The sequence below is a fragment of the Mycobacterium sp. NGS56 genome (genome assembly GCF_059812425.1).
In genome coordinates this window covers 518,772-532,682 of record NZ_JCALCQ010000003.1, presented here as the reverse complement: position 1 = coordinate 532,682, position 13,911 = coordinate 518,772, and the positions used below count along the sequence as shown (strand labels likewise).

Sequence of the window (13,911 nt, the reverse complement as noted above, 5' to 3'; positions counted from 1 at the left end):
GCGGGCGAGGTCAGGATCGGCTGCGGGCGGCCTGCTCATAAAGCCGTCCCGCCCGATACGACGAGCGCACCAGCGGTCCGGCCAGCACCCCGGCGAAGCCCAACTCCTCGGCGTGCCGCGCGAACTCGACGAATTCTTCCGGCCTCACCCAGCGTTCGACGGGGTGGTGACGCACCGACGGGCGCAAGTACTGGGTGATGGTGACGATGTCGCAGCCGGCATCGTTCAGGTCGGCGAGCGCGGTGCGCACCTCGTGCGGCGTCTCGCCCATGCCGAGGATGAGGTTGCTCTTGGTGACCAAACCGAAGTCGCGCGCCGCGGTCAGCACGTCGAGGCTGCGCTGGTAGGTGAAGGCGGGCCGGATCCGTTTGAAGATGCGCGGCACGGTTTCGACGTTGTGCGCCAACACCTCCGGGCGTGAGTCGAACACCTCGGCGAGCCGGGTGGGATCGCCGTTGAAGTCGGGGATCAACAGCTCGACGCCGGTCGACGGATTCAATTCCTTGATGGCACGCACGGTCTCGGCGTACAGCCAGGCTCCGCCGTCGGGCAGGTCGTCACGGGCCACCCCGGTGACGGTGGCGTAGCGCAGGCCCATCGTGCGCACGCTGTCGGCGACCCGCCGGGGCTCGTCGCGATCCAGTTCGGCGGGCTTCCCGGTGTCGATCTGGCAGAAGTCGCAGCGGCGGGTGCACTGATCACCGCCGATCAGGAAGGTGGCCTCGCGGTCCTCCCAGCATTCGAAGATGTTGGGGCAGCCGGCCTCCTCGCACACCGTATGCAGACCTTCGCGCCGGACCAGGCTCTTGAGCTGGGTGTACTGCGGACCCATCCGGGCCCGCACCCTGATCCACGGCGGTTTGCGCTCGATCGGAGTCTGGGCGTTGCGCACTTCCAGGCGCAAGAGCTTGCGTCCTTCCGGTGCGACAGTCACATCGCTGATGCTACGCGCGCTGCGGGGTGGTCACGGACCGGCAGCACTCCGTCCAAGGCGTCGCAGACGGCGTCGCCAACCGCCGTCTGCACATCCTCGACCGACACCGGTCGGCGCAGCTCGGCCGACAGTGACGTCACTCCGGCGCCGCTGATGCCGCACGGCACGATGGCGCTGAAAGCGGTTAGGTCGCAGTCGCAGTTGAGGGCGAATCCGTGCAGGGTGGTCGCCCGCGACACCCGGACGCCGATGGCGGCCACCTTGCGGTCGGGCCGCCCCCCGTCGCCCGGGACCCACACCCCGGACCGGCCCCGCACCCGGACCGCACCCACGCCTAAGTCGGCGCAGACCTTGATGAGCGCCTCTTCCAGGCGGCGCACGTAGTTGACCACGTCGAGCGGTTCGGCCAGCCCGATGATCGGATAACCGACCAGCTGGCCGGGACCGTGCCAGGTGATCTTGCCGCCACGATCGGTGTCGACGACTGGCGTGCCGTCCACGGGCCGTTCGTGCGGCTCGGTGCGCCGCCCCGCCGTATAGACCGCGGGGTGCTCCAGCAGTAGCAGCGTGTCGCTACCGCCGGCCACCCGCGCGTCGGCCAGATCGCGTTGCTGCTGCCAGGCCACGCGGTAGTCGACGGTGCCCAGCCGGCGGACGTCGATCAAGGCCTGGCTGGATCGGATGGATTCGATCACCTTCGCGACGGTACTCGGCCCGGGCCGGCGAGGCGCGCCGCGGGCGGCGGGGCGGCCTGTGCCGTCGCGTGGCGAGCGCCACTAGTCGTGGTCGCGGCGGGCGGTGGCGTAGGTGAGCGCCTCGCCAATGGTGTTGTGGTGGAAAGTGAATCCGGCACGCTCCAGTGCCGACGGGATGGCGCGTTGCCCCATCAGCAGGCCCTCCTCGGCGAACTCGCCCAGCGCCGCCCGGATCACAAATCCGGGCACCATCAACGGGGTTGGACGGTTGACCGCGCGCCCGAATGCGGTGGTGAACTCGGCATTGGTGACCGGAGCGGGCCCGGTCATGTTGACCGGGCCGGTCAGCTCGGGCTCGAAAATTGCGTACAACAGCGCACGCACTTCGTCTTCGAGCGTGATCCACGACATGTACTGGCGCCCGCTGCCCAGTCTTGCACCGAGGCCGGTGCGGAACAGCGGCCGCAACCGGGCCAGGGCGCCACCGGCGGGGGAGAACACCAGCCCGGTGCGGGCCAGCACCACCCGGGCGCCGCCGTACTGGGCGGGCAGGGTGGCGGCTTCCCAGTCTTCGCACAGCTGCGCGAGGAAACCGGTTCCCGCACGGTCGTTTTCATCCACCACGCGGTCCTTGGTATCGCCGTAGAAGCCCACTGCGCTGGCGTTGACCATGGTCGCCACACCGGCGTCGGCGACGGCATGCGCCAAGACTTCGGTGGGGGTGATTCGGCTGTCTCGCAGACTCTGCTTGAATGCGCCCGACCAACGCCGCCTGCCGATGTTGACCCCACACAGGTTGACCACGGCGTCGACGTCTGAAAGCGTGTCGGGGTCGAGGTCGCCCGTCTCGGGATTCCAGTGCAGCTCATCGGCATTCGCCGGGGTGCGGCGCACGATGCGCAGTACCCGGTGATCGGCGGCGCGCAGGGCCGCGGTGAGCGCGGAACCGATGAGGCCGGACGAACCCGCAATCGCGATGACGGCGTTCTGACCAGCGCGAGCCACGTTCGCTTGTCCTTCTACAGACCGAGGTCGGCCTCGAAGGCTCCCTCTTCCAGTCGATGCTTGATGGTGGTCAGGAAGCGACCCGCGTCTGCGCCGTCGATCAGCCGGTGGTCATAGGTCAACGGCAGGTAGCAGATCGAGCGGACGCCGATCGATTCGTTGCCGGCCTCGTCGACCACGACGCGCGGCCGCTTCACGATGGCGCCGGTGCCCAGCATGGCGGCCTGCGGCGGAACCAGGATCGGGGTGTCGAACAGCGCCCCCTGGCTACCGATGTTGGTGATGGTGAAGGTGCCCCCGGACAGCTCGTCGGGCTTGAGGTCGCCCGACCGGGCGCGCGCGGCGATGTCGGCGATCGCCCTGGCCAGCCCGGCCAGAGACAGGTCACCCGCGTTGTGTACGACGGGCGACAGCAGCCCCTGTTCGGTGTCGACCGCGAAGCCGAGGTGCTCGGCGTCGTAGTAAGTGATCTCCTTGGTGTCCTCGTTGTAGCTCGCGTTGACGTTGGGGTGGATCTTCAGCGCGTCGATCACCGCCCGGGCGATGAACGGCAGGAAGGTCAGGTTCACCCCCTCGCGCTCGGCAAAAGCCGCCTTGGCCCTGGCCCGCAACCCGACCAGCCTGGTCATGTCGACCTCGTGGGTTTGGGTGAGTTGGGCTGTCGCCTGTAGTGATTCGCGGGTTTTGTTCGCGGTGATCTGACGGATCCGGCTGGCCTTCTGGGTGGTGCCCCGCAGGTGCGCCAGCGCCGGAGCCGGGGTTGGCGCCGCCGCCGCCCTGGGGGCCGCGGCAGCGGGGGCCGGCGCGGCCGCGGGCGCCTGGGCGGCCTGTTGCTTCTGTTCGGCGGCGGCCAGCACGTCTTGCTTGCGGATGCGACCGCCCACCCCGGTGCCCGTCACCGAGTTCAGGTCGATGTTGTTTTCTGCGGCCAGTTTTCGCACCAGCGGCGTCACGTACGGAGTGCCGTCGGTCCCCGAGCTTACCGGTTGCGGTTGCGCCGGTTGAGCTTTCGGCTCCGGCGTCGGCTTGGGCTGCGGGGCGGGGGTCGGCGTGGGTTCGGGCTTGGGCTGCGCCTGCGCCTGCGGCTGGGGTGCCGGTTGCGGCTTGGGCGCGGACGGGGGCGGGGGCTGGGGAGCGGCGGGTGCCGCGGGCGCCGCGGCGTCGGAACCTGCGCCGATGCGCGCCAGCTCGCCACCTACCGGCACGGTTGCGTCTTCCTCGGCGGTGATGCTGATCAGCACACCGGCCACCGGTGACGGGATTTCGGTGTCGACCTTGTCGGTGGACACTTCCACCAGTGCGTCGTCGACCTGGACCAAATCACCGACCTTCTTGAGCCATCGGGTCACGGTGCCCTCGGTCACCGACTCGCCAAGCTCGGGCATCAACACCGGGGTCGCGGCGCCGCCATCGGAGCCTTGCTGGGCGCGTGCGGCCTGCGGCTCGGGCTGGGACGGCGGCTCGGCCTGCGCCTGCGGCTCCGGCTGGCTCGGCGCCGGCGCGGCCGGCTGCGAGTCGCCACCCGCCGCGCCACCCTCGGAGGCGTCGCCGATCACGGCCAGCTCGCCGCCCACCTCGACGGTGTCGTCCTCCTGGGCGACGATCTTGGTCAGGACACCGGCAGCCGGCGACGGGATTTCGGTGTCGACTTTGTCGGTGGACACCTCGACGAGGGGCTCGTCGAGCTCGACCGTATCGCCTTCCTGCTTGAGCCAGCGGGTGACCGTCCCCTCGGTGACGCTTTCACCGAGTGCCGGCATCTGGACGGAGAAGGCCATCTTTTCTGACTCCTCGATCGCTCGTGGGTCGGGGTGGGTCGATCAGCTCGCGTGGGAAGGCGAAGTAGCAATCCAAAACTATCCTGTCACTGCGCCCTTGTCGGCACACATCCAGGGCGGATACCCGCGCTGGGCGGGTGACCCCGATCACGCTTGCTACGGTGTGGCCACCACAGCCAGAGCGGGGAGGGCCCAATGCCGCCATCACAACACGTACCTCAACATTTCGTCGACAGCGCCGACGGCGCCCGCATCGCGGTCTACGAAGAGGGCAACCCCGAGGGCCCCACGGTCGTGCTCGTGCACGGCTTCCCCGACTCGCATGTGCTGTGGGACGGGGTCGTCCCGCTGCTGGCCGAGCGGTTCCGGATCATCCGCTACGACAACCGCGGCGTCGGCATGTCGTCGGTGCCCAAGCCGGTGTCGGCCTACACCATGGACCGCTTCGCCGACGACTTCGCGGCGGTGACCGGCGAGCTGAGCCCGGGCCGGCCCGTGCACGTGCTGGCCCACGACTGGGGCTCGGTGGGGGTGTGGCACTACCTGAAGCGTCCCGGCGCCGATGACCGGGTTGCCACGTTCACCTCGGTGTCCGGCCCCGCTCAAGACCAGCTGGTCGACTACATCTTCAGCGGCCTGCGGACACCCTGGAAGCCGCGCACCTTTGCCCGGGCGATCAGCCAGGCGCTGCGGCTGACCTACATGATCTTCTTCTCGATCCCAGTGCTCGCGCCGTTGTTCCTCCGGCTCACCCTGGCGGTTCCGGCGCTGCGCCGCAACGCGGTCGACAACATCCCCGTCGAGCAGATCCACCACTCCGAGAAGCTGGCCAGGGATGCCGCGCAGTCGGTGAAGACCTATCCCGCCAACTACTTTCGATCGTTCTCCGGTCGCAAGCAGGGCGTCGCGGTCATCGATGTACCGGTGCAGCTCATCGTCAACACCAAAGACAAGTACGTGCGGCCCTACGGCTACGACCACACACCGCGCTTCGTGCCGCGGCTGTGGCGCCGCGACATCCAAGCCGGTCACTTCTCGCCGATGTCGCATCCGCAGGTGATGGCGGCCGCGGTGCGCGAGTTCGCCGATCAGGCCGAGGGCAAGCAACCCAGCCGTGCATTGCTGCGCGCGCAAGTGGGGCGCCCCCGCGGGTCGTTCGGCGACACCCTGGTATCGGTCACCGGAGCCGGCAGCGGAATCGGCCGCGCGACCGCGTTTGCGTTCGCCCGTGAAGGCGCCGAGCTGGTGATCAGCGATATCGACGAAGCCGCCGTCAAGGCCACGGCTGCCGAGATCGCCACCCGCGGTGGCGTCGCGCACGCCTACGTTCTCGATGTGTCTGATGCGGCGGCGGTGGAGTCGTTTGCCGAGCGGGTCAGCAGCGAACACGGCGTGCCGGACATCGTCGTCAACAACGCCGGCATCGGTCACGCGGGCGGATTCCTGGATACCCCGGCCGAGCAGTTCGACCGGGTGCTCGACGTCAACCTCGGTGGCGTGGTCAACGGCTGCCGGTCGTTCGCCCAACGGATGGTGGAACGCGGCACCGGCGGATATATCGTCAACGTGTCGTCGATGGCGGCCTACGCCCCGCTGCAGTCGTTGAACGCCTACTGCACGTCCAAGGCGGCGACCTACATGTTCTCGGACTGCCTACGCGCCGAACTCGACGCCGCCGGCGTGGGCCTGACCACGATCTGCCCCGGCGTGATCGACACCAACATCATCAACACCACCCGATTCGATGCGCCCGTGGGAAAGCAATCCAACGTCGTCGACGACCGCCGCGGGCAACTGGGCAAGATGTTCGCGCTGCGCCACTACGGCCCGGACAAGGTTGCCAACGCGATCCTGTCTTCGGTCAAGAAGAAGAAGCCGATTCGCCCGGTGGCACCGGAAGCCTATGCGCTGTACGGTCTTTCGCGCCTGGCGCCGCAGGGGCTGCGTAACGCCGCACGGTTGCGGGTTATCTGAGGCGGGCTAAACGCCGGGCGACGCACCGCGACGTCCAGTCAGCAACGTCGCGCCGATCGCGATGACCCCGAGCACGGCCAGCGGTATCGCCCACGCGCGCCGGCCGCTCACCGACGACTGACACTGCGCTACATAGTCGGTGTGCGGGACGATCTGATTCAGGATGGGGATATTTGCCCCACTGCTGTTGTTGGCGCTTCTGGCCGCAGAAAGGTCCGTCGCCACGGCGTTTCCGCATCCGACCGAATGGCCGTTGCTGTCGGAAACCGACACCGGCACCAACAGTCCGATGACTCCGGCCAATAGCAGCACGGCTCCCACACCGATGACCAACCGTCGCATCGTCATGGTTTCGCCTTTCGTCGTCCAGGATTCGACCGCTAGGGAGATTAACCGCAGTCCAGCGCCGGTAAACCCGAGGTCGAGGCCGAATAACACCTCGATTGTCGGGTATCCGCCGCCTAGCCGAAAGAGATGGAGGGTTTTGACGTGATCACTGCAACGCGCGAGGTGCCCCGGTCGTGTGAGCGGGTGTGGGAGGTGCTAGCACAGGGCTGGACCTACACCCAGTGGGTGGTGGGCAATAGCCGCATGCGGGCCGTCGATCCGAACTGGCCCGAGCCGGGCTCCTCGATCAAGCACTCGATCGGGATTTGGCCGCTGGTCATCAACGACGCGACCATCGTGGAAGAAAGCGAACCGCCGCACAAGCTGGTGCTGCTTGCCCGGCTGGGTCCGCTGGGTGCCGCGCGAATCACCATGCTGCTACACGAGATTCCCGAGGGCTGCCGGATCGAGATGATCGAAGTGCCCGCCGAAGGGCCAATGGGGGTCGTTCCTGATTCGGTTGCGCTGGCGGCGGCCTATCCGCGCAACATGGAGTGCCTGTGGCGGCTGGCGGCTTTGTCGGAACGCTTGGAGCCGAGCCAGGTAAAGTGACCGTGGCCGACACCGCCGATGCCGTCGTGATCGGGGCGGGACATCACGGACTGGTGGCGGCGTCGATGCTCGCCGACGCCGGCTGGGACGTTCTGGTACTGGAAGCCCAGCCCGAACCGGGTGGAGCCGTACGCAGCGCGGAGCTGACGCCGGGCTACATCACCGACCTGTTCAGTTCCTACTATCCGATGACCGTGGCGTCTCCGGCGATGACGGCGCTGCGGTTGGAGGATCACGGGTTGCGATGGTCGCATGCGCCGACCGTGGTCGGTCACCCGCGCAACGCCTCCGACGATGACCCACCGCTGGTGTATCACGATCCCGCCCAGACGGCAGCGGAATTCGCGCGGCGAGTACCCGCTGACGGCGAGAACTGGTGGCGGCTGGTGGAGCTGTGGAACAAGATCAAGACCCCACTGCTCGACGCCATGCTGGCGCCCTTTCCGCCGGTGCGTCCGCTGCTCGGGCTGCTGCGCAAACTCGGCACGCCGGAAGCGGTTCGGGTCGCGCGTCTGCTGGTGCAGCCGGCCAATGCCATGGCTGGTCAATTGTTTGACGGTGAGGCACCGCGAGTGTTGCTGTTAGGCAATGCGATGCACGCCGATGTCCCGCCGGACGCACCCATCAGCGGCGCCATGGGCTTCCTGATGACGATGCTGGCACAGGATCGCGGCTGGCCGGTGCCGGTCGGCGGGTCGGGCCAACTCACCGCGGCGCTGGTGAAGCGCGCCTGCTCGGCCGGGGCGCGAATCGAATGCGATCAGAACGTTTCTCGCATCCAGGTACGGGGCGGCCGGGCAGTCGGCGTGACCACCGCGCAGGGACGGTCGGTGACTGCCCGCCGCGCGGTGGTGGCCGACGTGACGGCCCCGCGATTGTTCTGCGACATGCTACCCCGGGACGCGGTCCCGCCAGCGCTCCTTCGCGACCTCCAACACTACGAATGGGATCCGCCGGTGGTGAAAGTCAACTATGCGCTGGCAACACCGATTCCGTGGCGGGCCCAAAACCTGCGGTCGGTGGGCACCGTCCACCTGGGCGCAGACGGGGATGGGCTTATTCGCTGGATGGCCGACTTGAACACCCGCGTCATACCCGAGCATCCGTTCATGTTATTGGGCCAGACCACCATTGCGGATCCCAGCAGATCACCGACCGGCACCGAAAGCGTCTGGGCCTACACGCATTTGCCGCGAAATGTTTTTGACGACGCTTCCGCGGACCGGCTGGCCGCCGCGGTGGACCGGGTCATCGAAGAGCACGCACCGGGATTCGGTTCGGCGGTGATCGACCGGTTCGTGCAGCGGCCGTCGGATCTCGAGGCCAGCGACGCCAACTTGCATCTCGGGGCGCTCAATGGCGGTACCGCGCAGTTGCAACAGATGCTGGTCTTTCGCCCCGCACCCGGCATGGGTCGGGCCGAAACACCGGTCGAGCGGCTGTATTTGGGCAGCGCGTCGGCCACACCAGGTGGCTCGGTACACGGAGCGTGCGGGCGTAACGCGGCGAATGCGGCACTGGCCGGCGATGGCGCGACCGGCTGGCCACGCCGCAAATTGGGCCCGGCCGTGATCAAACGGCTGACCGGCTAGCCCTTTACTAGCCCTTGTCGGCGATGTCCTCGAGCACCGCGAACATGGTCCGTGTCGGCACGCCGGTGGAGCCCTTGGGCGAGTAGCCCCACGGGCTGCCGGTGTTGTAGGCCGGTCCGGCCACGTCGATGTGCGCCCAACTCACGCCCTCGGCGACGAATTCACGCAAAAACACCCCCGCCACCAGCATGCCGGCGAAGCGCTGGCCACTGATGTTCGACAGGTCGGCCACCGTGGACTTGAGGTCTTCCTTGAGTTCGTCGGGCAGCGGCATCGGCCAGCCGTTTTCGCCGACCCGCTGCGAGATCGACGCGACGCGGTCGCGAAACTCGTCGCTGCCCATCACCCCGGGGATCCGGGCGCCCAGCGCCACCGTCTGCGCGCCGGTCAGCGTGGACGTCTCGATCAGGTAGTCGGGGTTGTCCTCGCACGCCCGCACGATGGCATCGGCCAGGATGAGCCTGCCCTCCGCGTCGGTGTTCTGCACCTCCACCGTGATCCCGCCGTACTGTGTGAGCACGTCGCCGGGGCGCTGCGCCGTGGCCGACGGCATGTTCTCGGCCATCGGCACGGTGGCGATCACGTCGATCGGAAGTTTGCGCTGCGCAGCCAGTGCGACGGTCGCGATCACGGCAGCGGCACCACCCATGTCCGAAGTCATGTGGTGCATCCCCGCCGCCGGCTTGATCGAAATGCCGCCCGTGTCGAACGTGACGCCCTTGCCGACCAGCGCCACCTTCTTCGCTTGCTTCGGTTTCTTGGCCAGCTTCGAGCCGCGGTGGGTCAGGCGCACCAGCCTGGGCGGACGCGACGAGCCCTGCCCGACGCCGATGATTCCGCCGTAACCGCCCTTCTGCAGCGCCTTGTCGTCCAACACCTCCACCTCGAGGCCGACGGACTCACCCAAAGCTTTTGCGCGCCTGGCGAATTCGGCAGGGAACAGATGACTGGGCGGGGTGTTGACGAAGTCGCGCGCCGTGGCGACGGCCGCCGATACGGCGGCGGCGTGCGCGGCGTCGTTCTTGGCGTCCCTCGCGGTGGCCAGCACCGTGATTTTGCGCAGCCCCGGGTCTTTGGGGGCCGTCTTGTCGCTGCGAAATTCGGTGAACCGGTAGCTGCCCAGGATCAGGCCCTCGACAGCGGCCGAGGCGACGCCTGCACCGGGCAGTCCGGCCAGCGTGGTGATCACCGATTCGGTCTTGCCGAGCGACCGCGCGGCCACGCCGGCGGCGCGCCGGACGGTGTCGGCCGGCCACTCGGACCGGCCTTTGCCCAGGCCGATGGTCAGCACGCTGGACACCGGCAGCGACGGTGCCACCAGCCGGTGCACCTGTTCGGCGCTCCCGGTGGCCTCCAGCGCCCGCAGGCCCGAATCGATCTCTGCGACCGCCCCGGACGACAGGAACGGCTCGGCCGCCACAACGGCCGCGCCCGGCTTGTCGTCCTCGCCGGTTGAGATGACGGGCACGATCAACACGGTGGATGTCGCGGCGCGCCGTGGCAGCGACGAGGCGACGGTGACGGCAGGGGCCTGGTATCCCGGTTCGGTACTCACGCGTAATCACCCTAGTCATCGCGGATCGGTCTAGCTCGGTGGTGTCCTGGCGCTCAGGTCGAACGCCGGTACCGGGTCGTCAAATCCCTTGAGCATCAACGGGCCATGGGCGACCGCCGGCCGGTCCGGCAACTCGTCGTGCACCGCCGAGTCGGCAAGTATCTGTCTCGGAGCCGCCGCCGCCACGAGTCGCGCCGCCAGGTTGACCGGACCGCCGAAGTAGTCGCCGTTGATCGCCAAGACGCTGCCGTAGGCGAGGCCGGCACGTACCTGCAGACCCTCCTCGCGCGCCCGCGGGTGGTCGACGAGATCGACCGCCGCCCTGACGAGTTGCTCGGCCGACGCGCTCACCCACATCACCTCGTCGCCGATGAACTTCACCACCCGGCCGCCATCGCGGAGGACCACGTCAGAGACCGTTCCGGCGAACTCGTTGAGCAGGTCCGACAACTGCGCGGGGGTAAGCGCGTTGGTGAGCACGGTGAAACCGGACAGATCGGCAAAACCGATCCCGCACACCACGCTTGCCGAGGTGTCGCGAAGGACGCCCTCGAAGTGGGTGCGCGCGCCGGTCAGGTGGTGGCGGTGCACGACGTCGATCAGTGGACCGATCCGGGGGACGAACTCCGCGACCGCTCGGTACGCCTGCGCCGTGGCGAGCTCGTCGTGAGTATGGGTCATCTGGATGTCCGGCGTCCCGGCGCGGATGGCCGTCGACTCGGCCTCCGCGAGCCGGGCCATCGCGGCGCCGAGGACCCGCAGCATGCCGTGTGCGCCGTCCTCACCCACCACCACCTTGAGCGCGACCCAGGTCGACAACGCGTCGACGTCGGCCTGGCTCAGCACCGCAACGTCGGGCCCGGCGACGGTCAAGCCGAGCAAAGCCCACGCGTGCGCCACCTCTTCGGCCGATATGCCGAGTTGCTCGGCCGCGGCTTGCACGGTATAGATCGGGCGACCCGACCAGGCCAGGACGTCACCGGCCAGCCCGAACAGGCGGCCGCGCCGTTCGGCTTCGACCATCTCGTCGATCGTGAAGCCAAGATCGTCCAAGTACTTGATCAGGTCGGCCCGTTCCCGCGGGTTGGCGATCCCGGCGGCCTCGAGCTCATCGAAGTCATACGACTCGGACACCTGCCCAAGTGTGCCAGCACCGGAGCGGATTAGGGTGGGACGCCGTGAGCGAGCTGGAGCACGGACCGCTGGAAGACCGTCATCGCGATATGGGCGCGAGCTTCGCCGAGTTCGGCGGCTGGCTGATGCCGGTGTCGTACGCCGGCACCGTCAGTGAGCACAACGCGACGCGCAACGCGGTCGGCCTCTTTGACGTCAGCCACCTGGGCAAGGCATTGGTCCGCGGCCCTGGGGCGGCGCGGTTCGTCAACTCCGCGCTCACCAACGACCTGAATCGCATCGGGCCGGGTAAGGCGCAATACACGTTGTGCTGCAACGAATCCGGCGGCGTCGTCGACGACCTGATCGCCTACTACGTCGACGACGACGAGATCTTCCTGGTGCCCAACGCCGCCAACACCGCCGCCGTGGTCGCCGCGCTGCAGGCCGCCGCCCCGAGCGGGCTGACCGTTACCAACCGGCACCGCGCGTATGCCGTGCTGGCCGTGCAGGGACCGCGATCGGCCGACGTGCTCGGCGAACTGGGCCTGCCCAACGACATGGATTACATGGCGTATGCCGACACGTCGTTCTCCGGCGTGCCGGTGCGGGTCTGCCGCACCGGCTACACCGGCGAGCATGGCTACGAGCTGCTGCCGCCGTGGGACTCCGCCGGTGTGGTGTTCGACGCCCTGGCCGCGGCGGTCAGCGCGGCCGGCGGCGAACCGGCCGGCCTGGGTGCGCGGGATACCCTGCGCACCGAGATGGGTTATCCGCTGCACGGCCATGAACTTGCCCTCGACATTTCCCCGCTGCAGGCGCGCTGCGGCTGGGCGATCGGCTGGAAGAAGGAAGCGTTCTTCGGCCGGGACGCCCTGTTGGCCGAGAAGCAGGCGGGTCCCGCGCGGCTGCTGCGCGGGCTGCGGATGGTGGGCCGCGGCGTGCTGCGCCCCGGGCTGACGGTGCTCGCCGGTGACACCCCGGTGGGTGTCACCACCTCGGGCACGTTCTCCCCGACGCTGCAGGCCGGGATCGCACTGGCGCTCATCGACACCGATGCCGGGATCGAGGACGGTCAGGAGATCACCGTCGACGTTCGCGGCCGTCGCGCCGCATGTGAAGTCGTGCGTCCGCCCTTCGTCGCGGTGAAAACCCGCTAGCCGCGCCGCTTGCGCGGGCGAAATCCGATTCGGTAGACGGATATACAATCAGCCAATGACCAGTGGCTCCCTCGAGTTCACGGTTTCGCGCTCGGCAAATCCGGCAACCGATGCTGAACGCGAAACCATCCTGGCCGAGCCCGGTTTCGGCAAGTACTTCACCGATCACATGGTGTCGATCGACTACGACGAGACCGGCGGGGGTTGGCACAACGCGCGCGTCATCCCCTACGGCCCGATCGAGCTGGACCCGTCGGCGATAGTGCTGCACTACGCGCAGGAGATCTTCGAGGGACTCAAGGCGTACCGCTGGGCCGACGGCTCGATCGTGTCGTTTCGCGCCGAGGCCAATGCCGCCCGGCTGCGGTCCTCGGCGCAGCGGCTGGCGATCCCGGAGCTGCCCGAAGAGCTGTTCATGGAATCGCTGCGCCAGCTCATCGCCGTCGACAACGCATGGGTTCCGGCCGCCGGCGGCGAGGAGGCGCTGTACCTGCGCCCGTTCGTCATCGCCACCGAGCCCGGTCTGGGGGTGCGGCCGTCCAAGCAATACCGCTATCTGCTGATCGCCTCGCCGGCCGGCGCCTATTTCAAGGGTGGCATCAGCCCGGTGACCGTATGGGTGTCGACGGAGTACGTGCGGGCCAGCCCCGGCGGGACCGGCGCGGCCAAGTTCGGCGGCAACTACGCGGCCTCCTTGTCGGCTCAGGCCGAAGCCGCGGCCAATGGCTGCGATCAGGTGGTGTGGCTCGACGCCGTCGAGCGGCGTTTCGTCGAAGAGATGGGCGGGATGAACATCTTCTTCGTGTTCGGCAGCGGCGGGTCGGCGCGACTGGTCACCCCGGAGCTGTCCGGCTCACTGCTGCCCGGCATCACCCGAAACTCGTTGCTGCAGCTGGCCATTGACGCCGGATTCGCCATCGAGGAACGCCGGATCGATATCCACGAATGGCAGAAGAAGGCCGCGGCCGGCGAGATCACCGAGGTGTTCGCCTGCGGTACCGCCGCCGTCATCACCCCCGTGTCGCACGTGAAGTACGGCGACGCCGAGTTCACCGTCGCCGACGGCCAGCCCGGTGAGGTGACGATGGCGCTGCGCGACACCCTGACCGGGATTCAGCGCGGCACCTTCGCCGACACCCACGGTTGGATGGCGAGGCTGGGCTGAC

12 protein-coding genes are annotated in these 13,911 nt (G+C 68.3%); 5 read left to right on the top strand and 7 right to left on the bottom strand.

Going from position 1 to position 13,911, the window contains the following annotated elements:
* Positions 1 to 10: 10 nt before the first annotated feature.
* From lipA to sucB, 4 genes are all read right to left on the bottom strand, one after another.
* Positions 11 to 934, bottom strand: a complete 924-nt coding sequence (lipA, locus tag AC5Y4F_RS12645; RefSeq protein WP_067937535.1) for a lipoyl synthase — start codon at positions 932 to 934, stop codon at positions 11 to 13.
* Positions 931 to 1,629 carry a lipoyl(octanoyl) transferase LipB gene (gene lipB, locus AC5Y4F_RS12640; protein WP_067937533.1) on the bottom strand — a complete coding sequence of 233 codons (699 nt, stop codon included), beginning with the start codon at positions 1,627 to 1,629 and terminating at the stop codon, positions 931 to 933. Before lipB ends, lipA begins: the two co-directional genes overlap by 4 nt.
* 81 nt (positions 1,630 to 1,710) lie before the next feature.
* Positions 1,711 to 2,634, bottom strand: coding sequence for a TIGR01777 family oxidoreductase (locus AC5Y4F_RS12635; RefSeq protein WP_067937531.1), 924 nt, complete (start codon positions 2,632 to 2,634; stop codon positions 1,711 to 1,713).
* 14 nt (positions 2,635 to 2,648) lie between these two features.
* The gene (sucB, locus tag AC5Y4F_RS12630; protein WP_499996982.1) at positions 2,649 to 4,412 is read right to left on the bottom strand and encodes a 2-oxoglutarate dehydrogenase, E2 component, dihydrolipoamide succinyltransferase; all 1,764 of its coding nucleotides are present in this window, start codon (positions 4,410 to 4,412) and stop codon (positions 2,649 to 2,651) included.
* 195 nt (positions 4,413 to 4,607) lie between these two features.
* On the opposite strand from sucB, the gene AC5Y4F_RS12625 reads away from it, so the two are divergent.
* Complete coding sequence (locus AC5Y4F_RS12625) at positions 4,608 to 6,386, top strand: SDR family oxidoreductase (protein WP_499996979.1); 1,779 nt, start codon at positions 4,608 to 4,610, stop codon at positions 6,384 to 6,386.
* Positions 6,387 to 6,392: 6 nt separating this feature from the next.
* On the opposite strand, the gene AC5Y4F_RS12620 is transcribed toward AC5Y4F_RS12625, so the two are convergent.
* On the bottom strand, positions 6,393 to 6,734 hold the full coding sequence (locus tag AC5Y4F_RS12620) for an aminopeptidase (RefSeq protein ID WP_067933896.1): 342 nt from the start codon (positions 6,732 to 6,734) through the stop codon (positions 6,393 to 6,395).
* Between the two features lie 141 nt (positions 6,735 to 6,875).
* Here AC5Y4F_RS12620 and AC5Y4F_RS12615 point away from each other — a divergent pair, with 141 nt between their 5' ends.
* The gene (locus AC5Y4F_RS12615) at positions 6,876 to 7,325 is read left to right on the top strand and encodes an SRPBCC family protein (protein ID WP_067933890.1); all 450 of its coding nucleotides are present in this window, start codon (positions 6,876 to 6,878) and stop codon (positions 7,323 to 7,325) included.
* Positions 7,322 to 8,917, top strand: a complete 1,596-nt coding sequence (locus AC5Y4F_RS12610) for a phytoene desaturase family protein (protein ID WP_499996977.1) — start codon at positions 7,322 to 7,324, stop codon at positions 8,915 to 8,917. Before AC5Y4F_RS12615 ends, AC5Y4F_RS12610 begins: the two co-directional genes overlap by 4 nt.
* Before the next feature lie 7 nt (positions 8,918 to 8,924).
* On the opposite strand, the gene AC5Y4F_RS12605 is transcribed toward AC5Y4F_RS12610, so the two are convergent.
* Positions 8,925 to 10,472 (bottom strand): leucyl aminopeptidase, encoded by a 1,548-nt coding sequence (locus AC5Y4F_RS12605; RefSeq protein WP_499996976.1) that lies wholly within the window; start codon positions 10,470 to 10,472, stop codon positions 8,925 to 8,927.
* 30 nt (positions 10,473 to 10,502) lie between these two features.
* Entirely contained in the window at positions 10,503 to 11,606 is a 1,104-nt protein-coding gene (locus tag AC5Y4F_RS12600) for an adenylate/guanylate cyclase domain-containing protein (protein WP_067933884.1), read from the bottom strand.
* 44 nt (positions 11,607 to 11,650) lie between these two features.
* Between AC5Y4F_RS12600 and gcvT the strand changes: the two genes are divergently transcribed.
* The gene (gene gcvT / locus AC5Y4F_RS12595; protein ID WP_197520544.1) at positions 11,651 to 12,745 is read left to right on the top strand and encodes a glycine cleavage system aminomethyltransferase GcvT; all 1,095 of its coding nucleotides are present in this window, start codon (positions 11,651 to 11,653) and stop codon (positions 12,743 to 12,745) included.
* A 55-nt stretch (positions 12,746 to 12,800) separates the two neighbouring features.
* A complete protein-coding gene (locus AC5Y4F_RS12590) occupies positions 12,801 to 13,910 on the top strand; it encodes a branched-chain amino acid aminotransferase (protein WP_499996974.1) in 1,110 nt (369 codons plus the stop codon).
* Position 13,911: the final 1 nt, after the last annotated feature.